Here is a 21,465-nt window from a genome sequence, read left to right on the forward strand (position 1 = left end):
TCAGCGCGGGTCGCGCAGGCCGCCGGTGGCGACGTCGAGGGTCACGGTGGGAAGTCCCGCGCCCTTCCAGGCCTGGATGCCGCCGCTGAGGTGGGACCGGATGGCGTGGCCGGCCTTCTGGCACCGCTCCACCGCCATGGCCGAGCGCTTACCGGACCCGCATTGGAAGACGATCAGCCGGTCGCCGGCCTCGGGCAGGGCGTTCGGATCGAAGGTCGAGAGCGGGAAGTTGAGCGCGCCGTGGATGCGTTCGGCGGCGAACTCTGCGGGTTCGCGCACGTCGACCAGCAGGATCTTGTGCTCATCGAGAGAGGCCTTGACCTCATCGGGGGTCAGGTCGCGGATCTTGGGGGCGCCGAACATGTCTAAGCTCCTTCAGGCCGATTGGGGAGGGTGCAGAAGAGGCGGGAGAGGGTTTCCACCAGGGCGCGGGCCTGGCCGCTCTGCAGGTCGTAGAAGATGGTCTGCCCCTGACGGCGGGCCGACAGCACGCCTTCCCGCCGCAGCAGCGCCAGGTGCTGGGAGGCGAGCGTCTCGCGCACGCCGAGCAACTGGGCCAGGGCGCCCACGGATTTCTCGCCGTCGACGAGGGCGCAGACGATCATCAGCCGATGCGGATTGGCCAGCGCCTTCAGCAAGGCGCAGGCGTCGTCGGCGGAAGCCTTCATCGCTGGAAGATCAAAATTCATAATTGCGTATATGCGCAGAAAAGGATATTTAGTCAAGGCGCGACCAGGATCGCTACCGCCGCCCGACGCTGCGGGCCGTGATTTTGGTCAAGGTCGGGTGAGGCGGCGCGACGGAAAGTCGTCAAAGGACGCGGCCCGAGGAGGAGATGACCCATGACGAAGCCGCATATTGTTGTTCTGGGCGCCGGCCTTGGCGGCGCCGTCGCCGCCTTCGAGATCAAGCAGGCGCTTGGCGAGGCGGCGGACGTGACGGTGGTGTCGAAGGGCGACACCTTCCATTTCGTGCCGTCGAACCCGTGGGTCGCGGTGCGTTGGCGCGCCCGCAGGGACATCGAGGTTCCGCTGGCGCCGGTCTTCAAGCGCCGCGGTGTCGGATTCACCCCCGTCGGCGCCCGGCGCGTCCATCCGCAGGAAAACCGGCTGGAGTTGAACGACGGCTCCGACCTGGCCTACGACTATCTGGTGGTCGCCACCGGCCCTGAGCTCGCCTTCGACGAGATCGCTGGGCTCGGTCCCCATGGCGGCTTCACCCAATCGATCTGCCACGTGGATCACGCCGAAGCGGCCGCCGAAGCCTTCGAGCGGTTCGTGCGCGATCCGGGTCCTATCGTTGTGGGCGCGGTGCAGGGCGCCTCCTGCTTCGGGCCGGCCTACGAGTTCGCCATGATCCTCGACACCGAGCTTCGGCGGCGGAAGGTTCGCGACCGGGTGCCGATGACCTTCGTCACCTCCGAACCCTATGTCGGTCACCTCGGCCTCGACGGGGTGGGCGACACCAAGGGCCTGCTGGAGAGCGAGCTGCGCGCCCGGCACATCAAATGGATCGTCAACGCCAAGGTCGCCTCGGTGGAGGCCGGTCTCATGCATGTGGAAGAGGTGGGGGAGGACGGCGCGACCAAGGCCGCCCACGACCTGCCGTTCGCCTACGCCATGATGCTGCCGGCATTCCGCGGGGTGGAGGCGGTTCGGGGGCTGGAGGGCCTCACCAATCCCCGCGGCTTCGTCGTGGTCGACAAGAACCAGCGCAACCCGGCCTATCCCAATGTCTTCGCTCTGGGCGTCTGCGTCGCCATCGCCCCCACCGGCAAGACGCCGGTGCCGGTGGGCGTGCCCAAGACCGGCTTCATGATCGAGAGCATGGTCACGGCCATTGCACACAACCTGCGCGACCTGATCGCCGGCAAGCCGGCGAGCGCCGAAGCCACCTGGAACGCCATCTGCCTCGCCGACTTCGGTGACGGCGGCGTGGCCTTCGTCGCCCAGCCCCAGATCCCGCCGCGGAACGTCAACTGGTCCGCCAGCGGCAAGTGGGTCCACCTCGCCAAGGTCGGCTTCGAGAAATATTTCATCGGCAAGGTTCGTCGCGGCGAAAGCGAGCCATTCTACGAAAAGCTCGCCCTCGACGTCATGGGCGTGCGCAAGCTGAAGGCCTGAAGGCGCGCCATGGCCCAGATCGTCTGCCCTTCATGCGGCGCGGCCAACCGCATTCCACCAGGCCGCGATGCGCGTGCGGCCCGGTGCGGGCGGTGCGCTCAGGCCGCGTTTCCCGCGGGCCCCCTGGATGTGACGGGGGCGGCGCTCGGCGCCCATCGCGCAAAGACCCGCGGAACAGCGCTGCTGCTCGACGTCTGGGCGCCCTGGTGCGGACCCTGCCGGGCCATGGCGCCGCAGTTCCAGGCGGCCGCAGCCCAGCTCGAGCCCCAGGTGCGGCTCCTGAAGCTCGACTCTCAGGCGGAGCCGCAGGCCGCCGCCGAACTCGGCGTCAGCGGCATCCCGGCCCTGCTGCTGTTCCGCGACGGCGCTCTCATCGACCGCAAGGCCGGCTTGATGAGCGCCGACCAGATCGTCGCCTGGACGCGCCAGGCTCTGGCCCGGGCTTGAGGCCCGCGCCCCTTCGGGAGGTTGAGACATGACCGTAGACCGTGCGGTTCTGGCGTTCGCCGGATGCGTCGTGCTTGCGAGCGTGGCGCTCGCCTATTTCGTCCATCCCTGGTGGATTGCGCTGGCGGTCTTCGCCGGGCTCAACATGCTCCAGGCGGCCTTCACCGGCTTCTGTCCGGCGGCCATGCTGTTCAAGAAGCTCGGCGTGAAGCCCGGCGTCGCGTTCCGCTGACCGCCGGGAGCCGGCGGTCAGCCGGCCTGTGGGCCTTCGTCGATGGACGCCTTCATGGTCGCCATGGGCAGGAACAGGCGTAAGGGGCGGCTCGGGAGGGTTCGCAATCTGGAACGTCCATCATGATGGCGGCGAGGCCAATCGCCTCGCTGGCCGTCCGACCTATCAGGCCGGGCGCGGCCGCAGGCCGTAGGCGATGAGGTCGCACACCGCCTCGGCGATCTGGCGGGGCGACAGGGCGCCGTTGCGTGGCAGCCATTTGGGCAGCCACAGGAAGATCCCGGCCGCGACGGGGCTCACGAACGCCGTGTCGCACGGCCGCACCGAACCGTCGGCGGTCCCCTGGCGCAGGTTGCGGTTGGAGGTTATGCGCAGGCGCTGGGCGGCGCGCTCGAACGCCGCGCGGTCGGCTTCCGCCAGCGCCAGCCGGCCGGGCTGCAGCATCAGCGGCGAGGCGGGTCCGGCCTGGGCCTGGACGTTCAGGTGCAGGACGATCAGCGCCTTGTCGAACCCGTCGCGCCCCTGGGTCACGGCCGTGTCCATGATCAGGTCGAACAGCTCGAAGGCCCGGCGGTAGCAGCGGGTCACCAGATCCGCCTTGTCGTCGAAATAGTGATAGACTGCGCCCTTGGTCGCTCCCACTTCGGCCCCGATGTCGTCGAGCGAGGCGCCGTTGATGCCGCGCTGATTGAAGAGGCGCGAGGCCGCCGCGATCAGCTGGGCGATCTTGACCTCATTGGTCTGCTGACGGTCGAACGGATTGTAGGATCGCGCGGTCAGGGCCTCCATATCCAGCGTGCAGAGCGGAACGCTGCGCGGCCCGCTAGCAAACCCGTCCAGCATCAGCCTCCCTGGCGCGGCTGTTCGGCGCCTATGCGCGCGGCGACCTCGTGGCGCCTGAAACACTCGCCGCCGCCACGGCGCAGCGGATCGAGGGCGTGGATGAGGTGCTGGACGTCCCGGCCCGCTGGGCGGCGGGCTTCCTGCTCAACACCGACGGGCTCTACGGCCCCTCGCCGGAGGCCTTCGGCCATTCGGGCTGGGGCGGCTCCTTCGTGCTGGTCGATCCTGACCGGCGCTTGGCGCTCGCCTACGCGATGAACCGCATGGGGACCGATCTCGTCGGAGATCCCCGCGACGTGGCCCTGATCGCCGCCGCCTATGAGGGGCTGTCGCGATAGGGCGAGCCGGGGCTCGGCCTATCGCACAACGTCCGCCTCAAGCGATCGGCCCGGTCGGCGGCTCGCCGGCGCGCTGCTGCGCCTCGGCCTTGCGGGTCCAGCGTTCCAGCAGCCGGTGGGCCGTCTCCCGCCCGCCGATGCCGAAGGCGAGCGCCGCAGCCACGGCGGCCGAGCCGAGGATCAGGCCGAAGGCCAGGATCACGATCTCGTCGGCGATGCCCATGAACCGCAGCCCCATGGCGGTGGCCAGCGCGATGGTCGCCCAGCGCACCAGGGTGGAGGCGAATCCATCGGCGCCGTTCGTCGAGGTGTCGATCAGCCGGGCCAGGAAGTTCGCCAGAAGCACGCCGACGGTGATGATCACGCCCCCGAACACCACCTGGGCGGCGAGCTCCAGGATCTGCTCGAGCATCAGGGCCATGGCCGCGAACTCCAGCAGGCGGGCGGCCTCGACGGCGGAGAACAGCATAATCGCCACCAGGGCGAGCTGGGCCACCACCTTGGACGGGGTGACGCCGGAGGGCGCGGGCGGGGCGGAGAGCTCGGCTTCGGTGACGGCAGGGGCGACCGGCTCGGCGACGGAGGGCGGCGGGGCGGCCGCGCCCTGGCCCATCATGCCCTGCAAGGCGCGGTCGAAGCCGAATGAGGGCAGGACCTGCTCGATGACGCTCGCCACCCAGCGGCCGATGAAGAAGGCGAGCGCCAGGATGATCGCCGCCGCAATCAGGCGGGGGAGGGCGCTCAACACCGTATCCAGCACCGCCACGGCCGGCTCGCTGATCGCCGCGATCCGCAGTTGCTCCAAGGCTGCGATGGTCACGGGGATGACGATGAGCACGAAGACCAGCAGGCCGAGCGTACGGGAAAGCCCGGCCGAACCGGTGACCCGCGACAACCCCGCCTTCTCCAGCCAGGCGTCGACATGGGCGGCGCCCAGGGCCGCCTCCACCACCCGCCGGGCGATGGTGGCCAGCACCAGGCCCACGAAGAAGATGACCGCCGCGCCCACCAGGTTTGGCACGAAGGCGAGCACGCCGATGGTCAGGGTATTGAGCGGCGTGACCACCCCCTGGAGGCCCAGAATGGTGAGGGCGGCGATGAGGCCGATCAGGATCACCAGCCAGTAGCCGAGCTGGCCGAGCTGGAACCCCACCGTCTCCTTGGGCGGGGCGTCGCGGTTATGGGTCTTGGCGCCCGGGAAGCTGTTGATCAGCCTGGCCAGGCCCCATTGCACGGCCTTGCCGACGAAATGGGCGGCGATGAGGACGACGACCGCGCCCAGCACGCGCGGCGCCCACTCGATGATCGGGGCGGTGATCTGGTCGTAGGGGTACATCGGGCGCTCCCAGCCTTTGCCTTTGGGCTGAGAACACCCAAGGGCCGAGCATGGTTGCCGCCGCGGGCGGAGGCGCTGGAGCCATTCAAACCCCGCTGCAGGCGCCGGCGCGATGACGCCAGTTCCAGATATGGGCGCAGGCGAGGCAGAGGCCGCCGGCGACGGTCACCGGCGTCTCCCATTCGTGAGGCCCCACGGCGCCCGCCAGCAGGAGAACCAGGCCCAGCCCGGCGAGGGCCCCCAGGACGGCCGGGCGGGGCGGGGCGCCTGACCTGCGGAAGATGGCGAGGCCGGCGATCGGGGCGGCCAGGCCGACGAAGAGCAGGTGCGCCCATTCGGCCTCCGCCCAGGCGCCGAGCACGGGCAGGAACGCCGCGCCGACGGGAAGCAGCAGGCAATGGACCAGGCAGAGGGCGGAGAGCCCCACGGCCGAGCCATCGAGGGCGGACGGTGAAAGCCCCTTCATGCGTCTTGGCTCCTGCGCCGCATCAGAAGTTCGCCCGCAGCCCGACCACGACGTTCCGGCCCCGCAGCGGCGCCAGGCGGCTCAGGAGGGAGGCGTGGTTGAGGGCCAGTTCATCGAGCAGATTGGTTCCTCGAACGAACACCTGCCCTTTTGCGCCCCCTAGCGGCAGGTCGTAGGCCAGGCTGGCGTTCAGCATGTGGTGTCCTGGCGTCGCCGTCTCGAAGTCGGCGATCTTCTCCTGGTCGAAGACACGGGCGTATTCGAGGTCGCCCGACCAGTTGTCGCCGGACAGGTCCAGACGCGCCCCGAGGCGTCCCGCCGGGATGCGCGGCAGGTTCCCGCCGCCGTCGGCCAGCTTGCCCCGGACATGGTCGCCGAACACCGCCGCCGACAGCCAGGGCCTCAGCGCGTGGACCAGCTCGCCCTCGACGCCGGTGAAGGCGGCGTCGTCCTGGCTGTAGCGGATCAGCCGGAAGTCGCCGAACTGGTCGAGCGTACGGGCATAGACATAGCCCTCGTAGGCGTAGCGGTAGGCGCTGACCGAAAAGGTCGTCGCACCCTCCGTCTTGCGCACCGTCAGCTCGATCGCCCTGGCGGTCTCCACGTCGAGGCCTGGGTCGCCGATCTCGTAGGTGTTGGTCGCCAGGTGGACGCCGTCGGCGTGGAGCTCCTGGGCCGCCGGCGCACGCTGCGAGCGCGAGAGCGAGAGCGAAGCCGAAAAGCCGGGGGCGAAGGTCAGGGTGGCCGCCGCCGAGGCGGAGAGGGGCCGGTGGTCGGTCTCCGGGCGGTTTTCGGCGCGCACCTCCTGCCACTCCTGGCGAAGGGCGCCTTCCAGGCGCCAGGGGCCCGCCACATACTCTTCCAGCAGGAAGATCGCCGTGTTGCGCGTGCGGCTCTTGGGAATGAAGGACTCTTCCCCGATGGCTGCGAAGTCGGTGAAGGAGGTCTGAACCCCGACCACGCCGCGCAAGGCTCCAAGGGTCACGTGCTGGGCCTCGAGGCGCAGCTCGTGGCCCCTGTTCGAGAAGGTGGTGCCCACCTCGCCGTCGTCCACCTCGTCGTGAGCATAGTCGGTATAGCCGCCGCGGAAGCGCAGGCGCTCGACGCCTGTGAAGGGCTGGGCCAGCTCGCCTCTAAGATCGAACCTGCGGCTCCTCAGCTCGATGAGCGGCGGACCGTGGCCTTCGTGATCGTCATGGTCATGATCGTCGTGGCCGCCGCAGTGAAGGTGGGTTCCGTGCGGGTGGCAGTCTTCGTACTCATGGGTGTGGCCGGGCAGGCCGTAGGTGCTGCGCTGCTCGGTATAGGCCGCGCCCAGATAGCCCCGCTCGCCGATCCAGGAGACGCCGCCCGCCGCGGTCCAGCTGCGGTTGTAGGAACCGTCCAGGCGCGTCTCGCTCCAGTCGGGAACCGCATAGTCGGAAGTCCGCCGCCGCGCCCCCTCGATGCGGAACGCCAGCGGGCCTGCGCCCGCCGTGAGGCCGGCGACCCCGGCGGCTTCGTCGTCGGCCGTGCCGCCCCGGATCTCCACCGCACCCTCATAGCCCTCGGCGGGCAGGCGTCTGGGGACCTTCAGGTCCAAGAGGTTCACCGCACCCCCGATCGCGCCCCCGCCATAGAGCAGGGCGCTGGGGCCCCGGAGGATCTCGATCGCCTCCAAAAGCAGCGGCTCAGCGGAAATGGCGTGGTCTGGCGAGACTTCCGACGCATCCATCAGCGAGCCGCCGTCGCTCAGCGCCTTCACCCGCGGCGCGGTCTGGCCGCGGATGACGGGACGGCTCGCGCCGCCGCCGAAGGTGTCGGAGCTGACGCCCGGAAGGCCGTTCAGGGTCTCGCCCAGGGTCGACTGCCGACGCTGGGTCAGTTCGTCGCCGGCCATAACGGCGACACTGGAGGCCACCTGATCGGCGTCGCGGCCGAGCGGATCAGCCGTCACAACCAGTTCGTCCAGTTCGGCCGGCGGCGCGTCGAAGGCCGCGGCCGGGTGCGGAAGCGAAAGCGCGGCCGAACCGGCGGTCGTCAGCAGCAGGCGCCTCAGCATCATCAAAGTCCTCTTCGTGGAGGATTTGAGTGTTATATTATAACATTTTAAACTTCAACAGGGGCGTGAAGGCGGCGGGCCGGCGAACGGGTTAGGCCCTGGCGTGTTCTGCCCTCGTGGCGGACCGTTCAGCGACCTTTGGCCCGGATTTCGTCAAGCGCGTCGCCTTCGTCTTCGCGCTGGCCGCCGCGCTGCTCGTCGCCTGGCAGATCGTGGACGTCTTCCTGCTCGCCTTCGGGGCGGTCATCGTCGCGGTTGTCCTGCGCAGCGTCGCCGATCCGATCCGCGACCGCACGCCGCTGAACGACGTCGCATCGCTGTTCGTCGCCACCTTGGCCATCCTCGGATGCCTCGGGGGCGCCGGATGGCTCTTCGGATCGACCATCGCCGATCAGGTCGGCGAGCTCTCCGATCGCATGCCGCGCTCGCGCGAGGAGCTGGCGACGCTCGTCTCGCGGCTGCCGTTCGGCCAGGCGCTCGCTGACGAGATCGGCCGGGCCGACGCTGTCGCCTCCCGCATCGAGGGTTTCGCCGGACGGCTTGGGGGCTGGGCCATGACCCTCATCGGCGCGGCCGCGAACCTGCTGATCGTCTTCGTCGCCGGCGGTTATCTGGCGCTGCGGCCGCGCGCCGCGCGCGACGGCCTGCTGCTGCTCTTTCCGAAGGGCATGACCCAGCCCCTCCGCGAAGCTCTGGATGCGAGCGGCGCTGCGCTCCGTCTTTGGCTTCTCGGCACATTCGCCGACATGGCGGTGGTCGGCGTCCTGACCGGCTTGGGGACCGCATTGCTGGGCCTGCCCTCGCCGGTGGCGCTCGGCCTCTTCGCCGCCATCGTCTCCTTCGTGCCGATCGTCGGGCCGATCGTCTCGGCGGTCCCGGCGGTGATCCTGGCTCTGCAGCAGGGCCCCGAAATGGTGCTCTGGACGATCGGGGTCTATTTCCTGGTCCAGCAGATCGAGAGCATCCTGTTCTACCCCATCATCCAGAGGAAGGCGGTGAACCTGCCGCCGATCCTGACGCTCTTCGCCGTCCTGACCTTCGGGTTGCTCTTCGGACCTTTGGGCGTGCTGTTCGCCACCCCGCTGCTTGTGGTCGGGCTCGTGCTCACGAAGATGCTCTATGTGCGCAACACCTTGGGGAAATCGGTTACCCTTCCCGGCGCGCCGCGCGGGACAAGCGAGTGAGAGCGCTGTCGGCCAGGCCGCTAGACTGAAAAGGCCGTTCGCCTCTTGGCCCCACGCGGCGGCTTCGCCATATCGGTGGACGAATAGGACAGGGAGGCTGGAATGGCGGAATTGGCGAAGACCGGGCTTGCGATGCGCACGCAGCTCACGGCGGCGGGCGAGATCGAGCTTTCCCTCCAGGAGGTTCCGGTTCCGTCGCCCGGCCCCGGCGAGGTGCTGATCCGGGTGGAGGCCGCGCCGATCAATCCCTCCGACCTCGGCCTGCTGCTGGGACCGGCGGACGTCTCCAGCGCCGCGGTCTCGGGAACGGCGGAGCGGCCGGTCGTCCGCCTCAAGGTCCCCGAGCGCTTCATGCCGGCGCTTCAAGCGCGGGTGGGGCAGGCGCTGCCGGTCGGAAACGAGGGCGCCGGCGTGGTCGTGGCGGCTGGGGCGGGCGCCGAAGCCCTGCTCGGCAAGACGGTCGCCACGCTCGGGCGGGCGATGTACGCCCAGTACTTCTGCGCCCGGTCCGCCGACTGCCTGGTCCTGGACGAGGGCGTGACGGCGGCCGAGGGCGCCTCGGCCTTCGTCAATCCGCTGACGGCGCTGGGCATGGTGGAGACCATGCGATCGGAGGGGCACAAGGCGCTTGTCCACACCGCCGCCGCCTCCAACCTGGGCCAGATGCTGAACCGGCTCTGTCAGGCCGACGGCGTGCCCCTGGTCAACATCGTGCGCAAGCCCGAGCAGGCCGAGCTGCTGCGCAGCCAGGGCGCCCGGCACGTCTGCGTCTCCAGCGAACCAGGCTTCATGGGCGATCTCGTGGAGGCCCTGGCGGCCACCGGCGCCACCATCGCCTTCGACGCCATCGGCGGCGGCAAGCTGGCCAGCCAGATCCTCACGGCCATGGAGGCGGTCGCCAATCGGGCCGGCGGCGAATACAGCCGCTACGGCTCGACCACCCACAAGCAGGTCTACATCTATGGCGGGCTCGACACCGGCCCGACCGAGCTCACCCGCGGCTACGGCTTCGCCTGGGGCGTCGGCGGGTGGCTGCTGACGCCTTTCCTCCAGAAGGCCGGGCCTGAGCGGGCGGCCCAACTGCAGGCGCGGGTGGCCGCCGAGATCAAGACGACCTTCGCCTCGCGCTACACGGGGGAGCTCTCTCTCGTCGAGGCGCTCCGGCCGGAGAGCCTCGCCGCCTACAACCGCCGCGCCACGGGTGAGAAATACCTGATCGCGCCGCAGAAGGGGCTCGCCTCCGGCTGAGGCGAGCACCCTTCGCGGAAAATGCTCCCGAGCGCCGCAACCGCGGCCGGCTGTGAGGATTTACCATTGGCTACAAAGCCGAGCGGCCGATTCCGCCAGGTTTTACGACGAAGCGGCGCGGCTTCCTCCGGCTTGGCTCACAAGATGTGCGGGCCTTGGCGCGTGAGATGGTCTAGGCTATGGCCAGGGTCTTGCAGGGTCCGTCCACTGTGTGGTCAAGGTGGAACATGAAGTCTAGGTGGGGGGCGGCGGCCGTCGCCGGAATTCTCGCCGTCGCTTCGATCTCGGCGGTCGCCGTCGGACGGAGCGTCGAGGACGAAGAGAGCGGGGCGCCGCTGACGGCCATGCTACGCGACCCCCTGGCGCTTCTGGCCATGCGTTCGCCCGGCGAGCGCGGCCCCGGCGCGCTGCTGAACAGCAAGCCTCCGCGAGCCAAGGCCGAACCCGCGCCTGTCGAGCGCGTGCTTTCCACCGTCCGCGAACGGCCGGCGGCCATCGAGCCGCTGGAGGCGGCGGCCCCGGTCATCGAACCTCTGCCGGCGGTATTCGACATCCTGCCGCCCGGCGCCGAATTCGTGCCGGTCGACGCGTTGAACGACGAAGGTTCGCCAGGCTGGCGGTCGCCCTGGTGGAGTCCCGGCCCTTCGGGCGGCGGCGGCGGCGTTCTCACGCCCTCGCCGCCCAGTCCTGTGCCCGAGCCCGACGTCTGGCTCATGATGATCCTCGGCGTCTTCGGGGTCGGCGCCCTGCTGCGGCGCGCGAACGCCCGCCGGGCGCGATCGCAAGCCTGAGCGGCGGCCATGGGGGCGACGACAGCCTGGCGCGCCGTGGTGGTCCTCGCCATGACCGGCGCGGTCGCAGGGCTCGCCGCCTTGGCGACGGATCGGTTTTCCACCCAGAGCGCCCCCCCGCCGCCGGCCGTGGAGGTTGCAGAGGGCGCGACCGAGAACGCCCTACGCGTCCTCTATCCGGAGGACCGGCGACCGCGCATGAGCCTGCCCGAAGGGCGGCAGGAGACGATCCGCAGCGTCCTCAACATCGACTATCCCATGCAGTTCGGCAGCTATGTGTGGGAAGACCGGGATGTGCCGGCCGGGCGCGTCTGGGTTCGCGTCGACGTCTCGAAGCAACTGATTTCGGTCTTCCGTGACGGCCACGAGATTGGGTCGGCCGTCATCCTCTACGGCGCGGAGAGCAAGCCGACGCCCTCCGGAGCCTTCACCGTGCTCCAGAAGGCCAGGGATTACCACTCGCGCACCTACGATGCGCCCATGCCCTTCATGCTGCGGCTGACTGACGACGGCGTGGCCATCCACGCCAGCAACGTGCGCAAAGGCTGGGCCACGCACGGCTGCATTGGGGTGCCGGAGGCGTTCGCACAACGTCTCTTCGCGGAGATGAAGCTGGGCGATACGGTATTCATCGAGGCCTGACGCCAGTCGCTTCAGTCAACGAACGGCGAAGCTTGGTAAGATATGATTCAGGATGTTTGTTCATCCGGAATCGGTGCGGCTTAAGCGCGCAATAACCTAACCTGTAAACTTCGATATTACCGCGGTGCGTCCAACCTTTCCCGAATTTCGGGAGAGGATTGCGGCATGTCTCGCGGTCGTCCAAGCATACGACGCACGAGCCTATTGGTGCTCTGCCTCGCCCCATGGCTGATGGGCGCGCACGACCTTGCGACCGACTTCGACCAGCGCGTCCTCGCCACGCACAACCAGGAACGCGCCCGGGTTGGCGTTCCGCCGCTGCGCTGGAATCCCGCGCTCGCCGGCTCGGCGGCGGAATGGGCGGAATATCTCGCCGCCACCGGCAAGTTCGAGCATGCGCCGGAGGATCCCCAGGCGCCGGAAGGCGAGAACCTCTGGGCCGGCACGAAGGGGCGATTCTCCCCGGAAGCCATGACCGCCGCCTGGATTCGCGAGAAGCAGCACTTCCAGCCGGGACCGTTTCCCCACAACAGCACGACCGGCCGGGTCGAGGATGTGGGGCACTACACTCAGGTCGTCTGGCGCGACACGCGGGAGGTGGGATGCGCCATGGCCAGCGGCCGGCGCGAGGACGTCCTCGTCTGCCGCTACGCCGAAGCCGGCAACTACCGCGGCGAGCGGCCTTTCTGACCGAATAGGCCGTCCCGTGGCGGATCGCCGTCCGGCGGATGTTCTTGCGAATAGATCGCAATCCCGATAGGTCCTTCGGACACCTTCCGAAGGGAGCACGATCTTGCGCCGCACGCTTCTGGCCTGTCTTTCGCTTGCGGCCCTGGCGGTCGCCGCCTGCAGCCCGCGTCCATCCGAGGCCGATAAGGCCGCGCCTTCCGGCGAGGGAGGCGTGGTCAACGTCTACAGCGCCCGCCACTACGACGCCGACAAGCGGCTCTACGAGATGTTCACGCAAGCCACCGGGATCCGGGTGAACACGGTGGAGGGGGCCGCGCCTCAACTCATCGCCCGAATGCAAAGCGAGGGGCAGGCGAGCCCCGCCGACGTCTTCGTGGCGGCCGACGCAGGCGCGCTGTGGCGCGCCGAACAGGCTGGGCTTCTGCAGCCCGTCTCGTCCGAGACGCTGAACGCGGCCATCCCGGCGAACCTGCGCGATCCCCAAGGCCGCTGGTACGGCTTCCAGCGCCGGGCCCGGGTGGTCGCCTACGACGCCCAGAAGGTGAAGCCGGAGGAGGTCGACACCTACGAGAAGCTGGCCTCGCCGCGCTTCCGCGGCAAGCTCTGCGTCCGCGCCTCCGACAACATCTACAACCTCTCCCTCATGGGCGCCCTGATCGAGGCCTGGGGGCCGGAGAAGGCCCGCACGTGGGCGCAAGGGATCGTCGCCAACATGGCCCGCCCCCCGGAAGGCGGGGACCGCGACCAGATACGCGCCGTCGGCGCCGGGCTCTGCGAGATCGCCCTCACCAACAGCTACTATTACATCCGCATGGCCAGCGGCGACGATGCGGCCGACCGGGCGGTCGCCGAGCGGGTGAAGCTGGCGTTCCCGTCGCTGGACGGCCAGGGCGTGCACGTGAACATCTCCGGCGCGGGCGTGACCGCCAACGCCCCCAACCGGGCCGGTGCGGTCCGGCTCCTGGAGTTCCTCTCGTCAGCCGAGGCGCAGACCCTGGTCTCCCGCGAGAACGGCGAGTTCCCGGCGAGCCCCGGCGTCGTCGCGCCCGCGCCGGTCAGCGCCTATGCGAGCTTCCAGGCGCATCCCATGCCTGTATCGGCCTACGGCCCTCGCCAGGCCGAGGCCCAGGCGATCATGACCGCGGCAGGCTGGCGATAGGCGCTCCGGCACGATCCCGACCGGCGGGCGCCTGGCTGGGTTTTCGCACGCCGGGGCCGCTCGGCTGGCTGGGCGTCCTGGCCGCCGTCGTCGCCGTCGCGCCGCTGATCGGCGTCTTCGCCGCCGCGGGGGCCGGGGAGCGCGCGCCGATCCCGGCAAGCGAGATCGTGCGTTACGCCGGCGCATCGGCGCTCCTGGCGCTTCTGGTCGGCGCTGCGACCGCCGCCGTGGGCTCGTTGGCGGCCTGGCTTGTGGTCATGCATCGCTTTCCGGGTCGCGACGTCTTCGCCTGGGCCCTGGCCCTGCCGTTGGCGGCGCCGGCCTTCGCACTGGCCTACGCTTATGCGGATCTCTTCGACGTCGCGGGAAGCTTGCGGATATGGATGCGCTCCGTCGCAGGTTTCGATCTTCCGTTCCAGATGCGCAGCCTGCCGGGCGCGGCCTTCGTTCTGACCTGCGCCTTCTATCCTTACGTCTATCTGGCGATGCGCGCGGCCTTCGTGAACCAGCCGGTCCACGCCGTCGAAGCTGCGCGCCTGCTGGGCTGCTCGCAGGCCGAGGCGTTCTTCCGGATCGCCCTGCCGCTCGCCAGACCCGCCTTGGCCGCCGGCGTCGCCCTCGCGGTCATGGAGACGCTTGCCGACTACGGAGCGGTTCAGTTCCTGGCCGTCCAGACCCTGACCACCGGCGTGGTGCGCGCATGGTTCGTCTTCGGATCGCTGGCCTCGGCGGCCCAGTTCGCCCTGCCGCTCATGGCCACGGCGGCGCTGTTGCTGTGGATCGAACGGTGGGGGCGGGCCGAACGGGGGTTCGAAAGCCCGAACGCCCGCTGGCGCCCGCTGCCGGTGACCGCCCTTACCGGCTGGCGCGCTTGGGCCGCGACCGGCTTCTGCCTGACGCTCCTGTTGGTCGCCCTGCTGCTGCCCGTGGGATGGCTCGCCGCTGCCTTCCTGAAGGTGACGCCGGACTGGCCGAGGTTGCTGACCGCGGCCAGGAACTCGCTGACCCTGGGGCTCGCCGGCGCGGTGGTCACCGTCGCTCTGGCTTCGGCGCTCGCCTTGGGCGCGGCTCGCCGGCCGATGCTCGCCAGGCTGGCCAGCCTCGGCTATGCGACGCCGGGGGCGGTGATGGCGATCGGCCTGCTGGGTCCCGCCGCACTCGTCTGGCGGATGGCCCCGGGCGCGGCGCAGGGTTTTGGGGCGGGTTTGCTGATGCTGATCTATGCCTATGCGGCCCGTCTGATGGCGGCTGCGCTGGAGCCGATCGACGCCGGTCTGTCGAAGGTGACGCCCTCGATGGTCCAGGCCGCCCGCAGCCTCGGGCGGGGCGAGCTCGGCGCGGCCGGCGCCGTCCAGCTGCCCATGGCCAGGGGCGCCCTGTTCACGGCGGGCCTCGTGGTGTTCATCGACGTGCTGAAGGAACTGCCGGCGACGCTGATCCTGCGGCCGTTCAATTTCGACACCCTGGCGGTGATCGCCGACAACTATGCTCGAGACGAACGCCTGGCCAACGCCGGCTGGCCCTCGCTGCTGATCGTGCTGATCGCCCTCCCGGCCGTCGCCTGGCTGACGCATAAGGTCGCCGCTTCCAGGCCCGGAGCCCCGGCGTGACTGCGCCTGCGCTTCGGGTCCGCGATCTCGCAAAGTCCCATGGGGGGCATCTCGCCGTCGCGGGCGTGAACCTTGAGCTGAGGTCGGGCGAGATCACGTGCCTGCTGGGTCCCTCCGGCTGCGGCAAGAGCACGCTTCTGCGGCTCGTCGCCGGCCTGGAAACGCCGGACGCCGGCGAGATCTGGTCCGGCGAACGGATGCTGCTGGGGCCGGGTCTGTCGGTTCCGCCGGAGCGCCGGGGCGTGGGCCTGGTCTTCCAAGACTACGCCCTGTTCCCGCACATGACGGTGCGCCGGAACGTTGAGTTCGGGCTGAAGGGCTTTTCCGCCGCCGAGCGCCGCGCCCGGGCCGAGGCCATGCTGCGCCTCGTCCATCTGGAGACGCGCGCCGAGGCCTGGCCCCACATGCTCTCGGGCGGAGAACAGCAGCGGATTGCGATCGCCCGCGCCCTTGCGCCCCGCCCGGCGATCCTCCTCCTCGACGAGCCCTTTTCCGGCCTCGACGCCCACCTGAAGGCTGAAGTTCGACTATCCCTCCTGGAGACCCTGCGCGCGGTGAACGCGGCGGTGCTGATCGTGACTCACGATGCGCGCGAGGCGCTGCTGATGGCCGACAAGCTGTTGCTGATGACGGGCGGCGAGATCCTGCAGTCGGGAACGCCGCAGGACTGCTATCTCGCGCCGGCCTCGCCTGCCGCCGCGCGCCTGCTCGGCGAGATGAACCTGGTGAGGGCCTCGGTGCGCGACGGGGTCGCCAGGACCGCGTTTGGCATGCTTCCCGCGCCCGGCCTCGCCGATGGTGAAGCCCGCGCCATGATCCGGCCGGAGGGGATACACCTGGCGCTTGCCGGCGCGCCCGCACGGGTGGCCGACGCGCGGTTCGGCGGCGGGTTCTATGAGGTGACCTTGGAGGCGGGAGGCGAGCTGGCTCGCCTGCACCTACCCGGTCCTGTCCCCGAGCCTGGGTCCGAGGTCGAAGTCGAGCTTGAGCCCGGTCTGGCGAAGGTGTTCCCGTCGGCGTCCTGAGGATGGCGAGGCCGCGACGGAACGTGGCTACGTAGAATCCCGGAGGTGCGCCAAGCGCCGGCGGGGATATGTGTTCGCGCTTCGCCGAGGGCGAGCAAGATATGCACGAGACCTACGAACTCTACCTGCTGGACTCCAACGGCGAGCGGCGTTTCGAAGCCTTGACGACCCTGCCTAACCAGCTGGTCGAGGGCGTGCGGCGCGTGCTCGATCGCAGTGGCGCGCGCGCCTGCGAGGTCCACCAGTTCGGGCGAAAGCTGTTCACCCTCGAAGCGGGCGCCGCGTCCGCCTCCTGACGTTCGGCGCAATGCCGCCGAATGCCCATCATCCCGCCCGCCTACGCCAGTGCGCCAGGGTGTCGTCGAGTTCCCCGAGGTCGCGCACGACCACTACGCCCGCCGGTGCGGCGCGTTTGAGACTTGGCGCTGAGCCCCCCGCCCAGAGCTCGATCGGTTCCGGGAGACGCCGCCGCAACTGTTCCAGGCCGGTTTGCACAAGCCTGGCCGGCGCGAAGGCGGAGAACGAGAGGGCCACGATGTCGACGCCGTGCGCGGGTGCGGCGAGGGCCACTTCCTCGAGCGGCGTCTCCACCCCCAGCGACACGCAGGCGCAGCCGCGGACGGAGAGCAGCGCCTCGACCATCAGGAGCCCCAGGCCGTGGGATTCGCCTGGCAGGGTGGTGAGCAGCACTCGGGGTCGTCGATCGCCCGGGCCGAGCGGGGCGGCGCTCATGGCGCTGCGGAGCGTGCGGCTGACCTGCTCGGTGTAGAGATGCTCGTGGAAGACCTGGAGGTCGCCCGCCGCCCATGAGTCGCCCACCGCGGAGGTGAGCGGCGCGACGATGTCCATGACAAATCGCTCGAGCCCGAGCGCCAGGAGATCGGCGGCGAAGGCGTCCCGCAGCCGCTCCACATCGTGCGCCCGCAACATCTCCAGAAGCCGCGCGAGCCTCGGGTCCGGCGAGGCGAGCCGCGATGTGGCCGAGGCCGTCTCTCGCGCAAGTTCCGTCAGCCGCTCGACCGGCAGGGCGACGATGCGCCCTGGCCGGTGTCCGGCGTCGATCAGGCGGCTGAGCAAGCGCAGCTTCGCGACCTGGTCTGAAGGATAGACCCGCTCGTTGTTGGCGTCGCGCAGGGGTGCGGGAAAGCCGTATCGACGCTCCCAGACCCGCAGCGTGTCCTTCGGCAGGCCGCACGCCCGTTCGACGTCCGCGATCGTCAGCGGCGGCTCGCTGTCCCTTTCGGCGGCTTGACTACTCACATCGACTTCCCATATTTGTCCTAGACAAAGAGGCGTTGCGCCTCCTCATCTCACCTTGGAGCGCGGATTTGTCCATAACATTTAAGCCGCCTCCAGGACTCGGCGCCCAAAAGGTGGCGGTCGTCGGGTCGGGCGTCTCGGGGCTTTCGGCGGCTTGGCTTCTGTCGCGGCGTTACGCCGTGACCCTCTACGAGGCGGCGGACCGCCTCGGCGGCCACGCCAACACCGTGGAGGTTCAGGATCGGGAGGGCGGGCGGACGTCCGTCGATACCGGGTTCATCGTCTACAATGAAGAGAACTACCCGAACCTGACGGCGCTCTTTCGTCACCTTGGAGTCCCGACGAAGCCGGCGGAGATGGACTTCGCCGTCTCGCTGGACAGGGGCAAGCTCGAATACGGCAGCGCCCGCCCCACAGCCCTGTTCGCCCAACGCCGCAACGTGATCAGCCCGCGCTTCTGGGCGATGCTGCGCGATCTTGTGCGCTTCTATCGGGAAGCGCCGGCCGACCAGGCCCTGGTCCGGGAGGTTCAGCTCTCGATCGGCGAGTACCTGCAGGGCGGCGGCTACTGCGCGGCCTTCATGGAGGATCACCTTCTGCCGCAGGCCGCCGCGATTTGGTCGGCCTCAGTGGGCCAGATCCGCGATTACCCGGCCGCGGCCCTCGTGCGGTTCTTCGACAACCACGGCCTTTTGAAGCTTTCCGGCCGGCCGCAATGGCGCACGGTGGAGGGCGGCTCACGCCGCTATGTCGAGACGTTGTCCGCGGCGACAAAGGCCGATGTCCGCCTGGGATGCGCCGTGCGCAGGATCGTGCGCAATCCCTCCGGGGTCATAGTGGAGGACGCCACGGGACGGCTCGAGCGGTTCGACCGCGTTCTGGTGGCGACACACGCCAACCACGCGCTCGCCATGCTCTCGGAGCCTTCAGCCGAAGAGGTCCGGCTGCTGGGGGCGTTCCGCTACAGCGCCAACACCGCCGTCCTGCACACCGATACGAGCCTGATGCCCCAGCGCCGGGCCGCATGGTCGAGCTGGAACTACATCGGCCGGCGCGGCGATGCGGAAGGACGCTGCGTCACCTACTGGATGAACCGCCTGCAGGGGCTGAAGACCGCCGAACCGCTCTTCGTCTCCCTCAATCCCCACACCCCGCCGGATCCGGCCAAGGTGCTGCGCGAAGAGGCCTACGAGCATCCTTTGTTCGATGCCCGCGCCCTGGCGGCGCAGAGCGAGCTCTGGAGTCTCCAGGGACGCGGCGGCGTCTGGTTTAGCGGTGCGCACTTCGGATCGGGCTTTCACGAGGATGGGCTGCAGGCGGGCCTCGCAGCGGCCGAGGCCATGGGAGCGCCCCGCCGGCCGTGGTCGGTCGCCGACGAGTCCGGGCGTATCCATTTGCCGCCGGAGCCTGCGGAGTTTCCGATGAGGCGCACGGCGTGATGGGGGGAGCGGTCTATCGGGGCGTGGTGGTTCATGCCCGGACGCGCCCGCGTCGGCACGTGCTCCGCTATCGTCTCGCCCAGCTCCTGGTGGACCTCGACGAATTGCCGCGCCTCCAGGCGCGCCTGAGGCTCTTCTCGACCGATGGCGCCGGGTTGGTGCGGCTTCGCGCGTGCGACCACCTGGAAGGTTCGGATCGACCGCTCGCCCAACAGGTCCGCGAGCGCCTCGCCGCGGAAGGCTTGGATCCCAAGCACCTGCGCATCGCCTTGCTTTGTGCGCCCGCCGTACTCGGAGGGGCCTTCAATCCCTTGAGCGTCTATTTCTGCCAGGACGCCGTCTCGGGGCGGCTGGAGGCCCTGCTGCTGGAGGTCAATAACACCTTCGGGGAGCGTCACGCCTATGTCCTGCGCACGCCCGCCGAGGCGCCGGCAGGCGCGCCGTTGGAGCTCAAGTTCGCCAAGCGGTTCTTCGTTTCTCCCTTTCTGCCCATGGATCTGGAGTATCGGATCCGCGTGACCGCGCCCGGGGACGACCTGGTGGTCGCCATCGAAGCACGAGACGCCGAAGGGGTCGTGCTCGCCGCCAGCTTCGTCGGCCGCGCCCGGCCGCTGACCGACCGCGCGCTCCTCGCCATGGCGCTTGCGGCCCCCATGCCCAAGCTCGGCGTCCTCACGGCGATCCATTGGGAAGCCCTGAAGATCTGGCTGAAGGGCATGCGGCTTCAGCCGCGCGCCGCCGAGGCGGTTCGATGACCGGCCTGATCCTCGCCGCGTTCATGGTGCTTGCGATGCTCGCCTGCGTCATGGCGGCGGCCTGGGCGGTCCAGGCGGCGACGCGGAACGGCGGCTGGCTGGATGTCTTCTGGACGTTCGGAGTGGGCGCGGTCGCCGCCGCGCTGGCCTTCGCCCCGCTGGAGGCGCTGCCGGCGCCTCTCGAGCGTCGGCTGGCGTTTGCGGTGCTCATCGCCCTCTGGTCGCTCCGGCTTGGCACCTACCTCTTCCGCCGGACCGCCGGCGCGCCGGAGGATGCTCGCTACGCCGCCATCCGCCGCAACGCCGGGCCGCGGCCGCAGGGCGCGCTTTTCGGCGCCGCCATGGCCCAGGCTCCGGCAGGCGCGCTGCTCGTCATCCCCGTCGGCCTTGCAGCGCACGCGCCCGGGCCGCTCGGCTGGACGGATCTTGCAGCGGCCCTGACGCTCGCCGCCGCCATCGTCGGGGCAGGGGTCGCCGACGCCCAGCTCGCCGGCTTCAAGGCCGATCCGCGCAATCGCGGGAAGGTGTGCGACCGCGGCCTGTGGCGGCTGTCGCGACACCCGAACTATGTGTTCGAATGGCTGGGCTGGTGTGCGTTTCCTGTCGCAGCGCTGGGGCACGGCCCGGCCTCGCCGTGGTTCTGGGCGAGCCTGACGGCGCCTGCGCTCATGTACCTGCTGCTGCGCCACGTCAGCGGCGTTCCGCCTCTGGAGCGGTCGATGCTCGCCTCTCGCGGCGAGGCCTACCGGACCTACCAGGCCCGCACCCCGATCTTCTTCCCCATTCCAATGAAGAGACATTCCCGATGAGTGCGCTCGCCCTGGCGATTCACGCCTTCGAAGGCCTTCCTGCGCCCGACTTCGCCCGCCGGGCGGCCGTCGACCTTCTGGTCAGGTCCGCGCGTGAGAAGCTTACCCGGGCCGATCCCCTGGTGGAGGTGCGGTTCGCCGACGAGATGAGCCGCTATCCCGTCGCCACCCATACCGACGCGGCGAACACCCAGCATTACGAGCTCCCGCCGGCGTTCTTCGAGCAGGTGCTGGGCGCGCGGCTCAAATATTCCTGCTGCCTTTACGGGCCGGGCGTCACCGACCTCGACGGCGCAGAGGAGGCGGCGCTCGCCGCCACCGCCGCCCATGCCGAGATCGCGGACGGGCAGATGATCCTCGAACTCGGCTGCGGCTGGGGGTCGCTAGGCCTTTGGCTGGCCGAGCAGTTTCCGTCGAGCCGGGTGGTCAGCGTCTCCAACTCCAGGACCCAGAAGCAGTTCATCGAGGCGCGAGCCGCAGCCCGAGGGCTCCGGAACATCGCGGTGCTGACGGCCGACATGAACGACTTCGACATCGAGGTGCGCTTCGACCGCATCGTGTCGGTGGAGATGTTCGAGCACATGGCCAACTGGGCCGAGCTGCTCCGGCGGGCGCGCGGCTGGCTCAAGGACGACGGCCGGATGTTCGTTCACGTCTTCAGCCACCTCGTCACGCCCTACCGTTTCGACGCCGACGATCCCGCCGACTGGATCGGTCGACACTTCTTCTCCGGCGGGATCATGCCCAGCCACGGTCTCATGCGCCGCTTCAGCGACGACTTCGCGGTGGAGGCGGACTGGCGCTGGAGCGGCGAACACTATGCGCGGACGGCGCGGGCCTGGCTTTCGCGCTTCGATGCGAACGCGGCCGCCATTCGCCCGATCCTCGAAGACGTCTATGGCCCCAACGCCGAACTCTGGCGCCGTCGCTGGCGGCTATTCTTCCTCGCCACGGAAGGCCTCTTCGGTCACGCCGGCGGGCAGGAATGGGGCGTAAGCCACTATCGCCTCCGTCCATTGTGAGACAT

At 69.6% G+C, this 21,465-nt stretch carries 24 protein-coding genes; 17 read left to right on the forward strand and 7 right to left on the reverse strand.

All coding sequences use genetic code 11. From position 1 onward, the window contains the following. Window positions 1-363, reverse strand: coding sequence for a rhodanese-like domain-containing protein (locus tag ACK41C_RS17880; protein WP_409657090.1), 363 nt, complete (start codon window positions 361-363; stop codon window positions 1-3). 2 nt (window positions 364-365) lie between these two features. Next, on the reverse strand, window positions 366-668 hold the full coding sequence (locus ACK41C_RS17885; RefSeq protein WP_409657093.1) for an ArsR/SmtB family transcription factor: 303 nt from the start codon (window positions 666-668) through the stop codon (window positions 366-368). 174 nt (window positions 669-842) lie between these two features. On the opposite strand from ACK41C_RS17885, the gene ACK41C_RS17890 reads away from it, so the two are divergent. The 3 genes from ACK41C_RS17890 to ACK41C_RS17900 are packed head-to-tail and all read left to right on the forward strand — an operon-like array spanning window position 843 to window position 2,802. After that, on the forward strand, window positions 843-2,123 hold the full coding sequence (locus tag ACK41C_RS17890) for an NAD(P)/FAD-dependent oxidoreductase (protein ID WP_409657096.1): 1,281 nt from the start codon (window positions 843-845) through the stop codon (window positions 2,121-2,123). Window positions 2,124-2,132: 9 nt separating this feature from the next. Then, window positions 2,133-2,570, forward strand: coding sequence for a thioredoxin domain-containing protein (locus ACK41C_RS17895; protein WP_409657099.1), 438 nt, complete (start codon window positions 2,133-2,135; stop codon window positions 2,568-2,570). A gap of 28 nt (window positions 2,571-2,598) precedes the next feature. After that, window positions 2,599-2,802 (forward strand): DUF2892 domain-containing protein, encoded by a 204-nt coding sequence (locus tag ACK41C_RS17900; RefSeq protein ID WP_409657102.1) that lies wholly within the window; start codon window positions 2,599-2,601, stop codon window positions 2,800-2,802. A 165-nt stretch (window positions 2,803-2,967) separates the two neighbouring features. Here ACK41C_RS17900 and ACK41C_RS17905 read toward each other — a convergent pair whose 3' ends face one another. After that, entirely contained in the window at window positions 2,968-3,645 is a 678-nt protein-coding gene (locus ACK41C_RS17905) for a TetR/AcrR family transcriptional regulator (protein ID WP_409657105.1), read from the reverse strand. A gap of 8 nt (window positions 3,646-3,653) precedes the next feature. Here ACK41C_RS17905 and ACK41C_RS17910 point away from each other — a divergent pair, with 8 nt between their 5' ends. Then, window positions 3,654-3,983, forward strand: coding sequence for a serine hydrolase domain-containing protein (locus ACK41C_RS17910; protein WP_409657439.1), 330 nt, complete (start codon window positions 3,654-3,656; stop codon window positions 3,981-3,983). Between the two features lie 37 nt (window positions 3,984-4,020). On the opposite strand, the gene ACK41C_RS17915 is transcribed toward ACK41C_RS17910, so the two are convergent. From ACK41C_RS17915 to ACK41C_RS17925, 3 genes are all read right to left on the reverse strand, one after another. After that, window positions 4,021-5,319 carry a mechanosensitive ion channel gene (locus tag ACK41C_RS17915; protein WP_409657108.1) on the reverse strand — a complete coding sequence of 433 codons (1,299 nt, stop codon included), beginning with the start codon at window positions 5,317-5,319 and terminating at the stop codon, window positions 4,021-4,023. Between the two features lie 85 nt (window positions 5,320-5,404). Beyond that, window positions 5,405-5,785, reverse strand: a complete 381-nt coding sequence (locus ACK41C_RS17920) for a MerC domain-containing protein (RefSeq protein WP_409657111.1) — start codon at window positions 5,783-5,785, stop codon at window positions 5,405-5,407. Between the two features lie 22 nt (window positions 5,786-5,807). Further along, window positions 5,808-7,829, reverse strand: a complete 2,022-nt coding sequence (locus ACK41C_RS17925; RefSeq protein WP_409657114.1) for a TonB-dependent receptor domain-containing protein — start codon at window positions 7,827-7,829, stop codon at window positions 5,808-5,810. 113 nt (window positions 7,830-7,942) lie between these two features. Here ACK41C_RS17925 and ACK41C_RS17930 point away from each other — a divergent pair, with 113 nt between their 5' ends. From ACK41C_RS17930 to ACK41C_RS17970, 9 genes are all read left to right on the forward strand, one after another. Continuing rightward, on the forward strand, window positions 7,943-9,010 hold the full coding sequence (locus ACK41C_RS17930; RefSeq protein WP_409657117.1) for an AI-2E family transporter: 1,068 nt from the start codon (window positions 7,943-7,945) through the stop codon (window positions 9,008-9,010). Between the two features lie 102 nt (window positions 9,011-9,112). After that, entirely contained in the window at window positions 9,113-10,258 is a 1,146-nt protein-coding gene (locus ACK41C_RS17935) for a zinc-binding dehydrogenase (RefSeq protein ID WP_409657120.1), read from the forward strand. A 227-nt stretch (window positions 10,259-10,485) separates the two neighbouring features. Further along, entirely contained in the window at window positions 10,486-11,049 is a 564-nt protein-coding gene (locus ACK41C_RS17940) for a hypothetical protein (protein WP_409657123.1), read from the forward strand. Window positions 11,050-11,058: 9 nt separating this feature from the next. Further along, window positions 11,059-11,691, forward strand: a complete 633-nt coding sequence (locus tag ACK41C_RS17945) for a L,D-transpeptidase family protein (RefSeq protein WP_409657126.1) — start codon at window positions 11,059-11,061, stop codon at window positions 11,689-11,691. A 207-nt stretch (window positions 11,692-11,898) separates the two neighbouring features. After that, entirely contained in the window at window positions 11,899-12,381 is a 483-nt protein-coding gene (locus ACK41C_RS17950; protein ID WP_409657129.1) for a CAP domain-containing protein, read from the forward strand. A 103-nt stretch (window positions 12,382-12,484) separates the two neighbouring features. Further along, window positions 12,485-13,540 (forward strand): extracellular solute-binding protein, encoded by a 1,056-nt coding sequence (locus ACK41C_RS17955; protein WP_409657132.1) that lies wholly within the window; start codon window positions 12,485-12,487, stop codon window positions 13,538-13,540. A 167-nt stretch (window positions 13,541-13,707) separates the two neighbouring features. Beyond that, a complete protein-coding gene (locus ACK41C_RS17960; RefSeq protein WP_409657135.1) occupies window positions 13,708-15,150 on the forward strand; it encodes an ABC transporter permease in 1,443 nt (480 codons plus the stop codon). Beyond that, window positions 15,147-16,175 carry an ABC transporter ATP-binding protein gene (locus ACK41C_RS17965; protein ID WP_409657138.1) on the forward strand — a complete coding sequence of 343 codons (1,029 nt, stop codon included), beginning with the start codon at window positions 15,147-15,149 and terminating at the stop codon, window positions 16,173-16,175. Before ACK41C_RS17960 ends, ACK41C_RS17965 begins: the two co-directional genes overlap by 4 nt. A 101-nt stretch (window positions 16,176-16,276) precedes the next feature. Further along, a complete protein-coding gene (locus ACK41C_RS17970) occupies window positions 16,277-16,471 on the forward strand; it encodes a hypothetical protein (RefSeq protein WP_409657141.1) in 195 nt (64 codons plus the stop codon). A gap of 28 nt (window positions 16,472-16,499) precedes the next feature. On the opposite strand, the gene ACK41C_RS17975 is transcribed toward ACK41C_RS17970, so the two are convergent. Continuing rightward, complete coding sequence (locus ACK41C_RS17975) at window positions 16,500-17,435, reverse strand: MerR family transcriptional regulator (RefSeq protein WP_409657144.1); 936 nt, start codon at window positions 17,433-17,435, stop codon at window positions 16,500-16,502. Between the two features lie 113 nt (window positions 17,436-17,548). Here ACK41C_RS17975 and ACK41C_RS17980 point away from each other — a divergent pair, with 113 nt between their 5' ends. The 4 genes from ACK41C_RS17980 to ACK41C_RS17995 are packed head-to-tail and all read left to right on the forward strand — an operon-like array spanning window position 17,549 to window position 21,460. Next, window positions 17,549-18,874 carry an NAD(P)/FAD-dependent oxidoreductase gene (locus tag ACK41C_RS17980; protein ID WP_409657147.1) on the forward strand — a complete coding sequence of 442 codons (1,326 nt, stop codon included), beginning with the start codon at window positions 17,549-17,551 and terminating at the stop codon, window positions 18,872-18,874. Further along, the gene (locus ACK41C_RS17985; RefSeq protein WP_409657443.1) at window positions 18,874-19,629 is read left to right on the forward strand and encodes a DUF1365 domain-containing protein; all 756 of its coding nucleotides are present in this window, start codon (window positions 18,874-18,876) and stop codon (window positions 19,627-19,629) included. Before ACK41C_RS17980 ends, ACK41C_RS17985 begins: the two co-directional genes overlap by 1 nt. Continuing rightward, window positions 19,626-20,438 (forward strand): DUF1295 domain-containing protein, encoded by an 813-nt coding sequence (locus tag ACK41C_RS17990; protein WP_409657150.1) that lies wholly within the window; start codon window positions 19,626-19,628, stop codon window positions 20,436-20,438. Before ACK41C_RS17985 ends, ACK41C_RS17990 begins: the two co-directional genes overlap by 4 nt. After that, a complete protein-coding gene (locus ACK41C_RS17995) occupies window positions 20,435-21,460 on the forward strand; it encodes an SAM-dependent methyltransferase (protein WP_409657153.1) in 1,026 nt (341 codons plus the stop codon). Before ACK41C_RS17990 ends, ACK41C_RS17995 begins: the two co-directional genes overlap by 4 nt. Window positions 21,461-21,465 lie beyond the last annotated feature (5 nt).

Source organism: Phenylobacterium sp. (assembly GCF_046290725.1).
Taxonomy (GTDB): domain Bacteria; phylum Pseudomonadota; class Alphaproteobacteria; order Caulobacterales; family Caulobacteraceae; genus Phenylobacterium.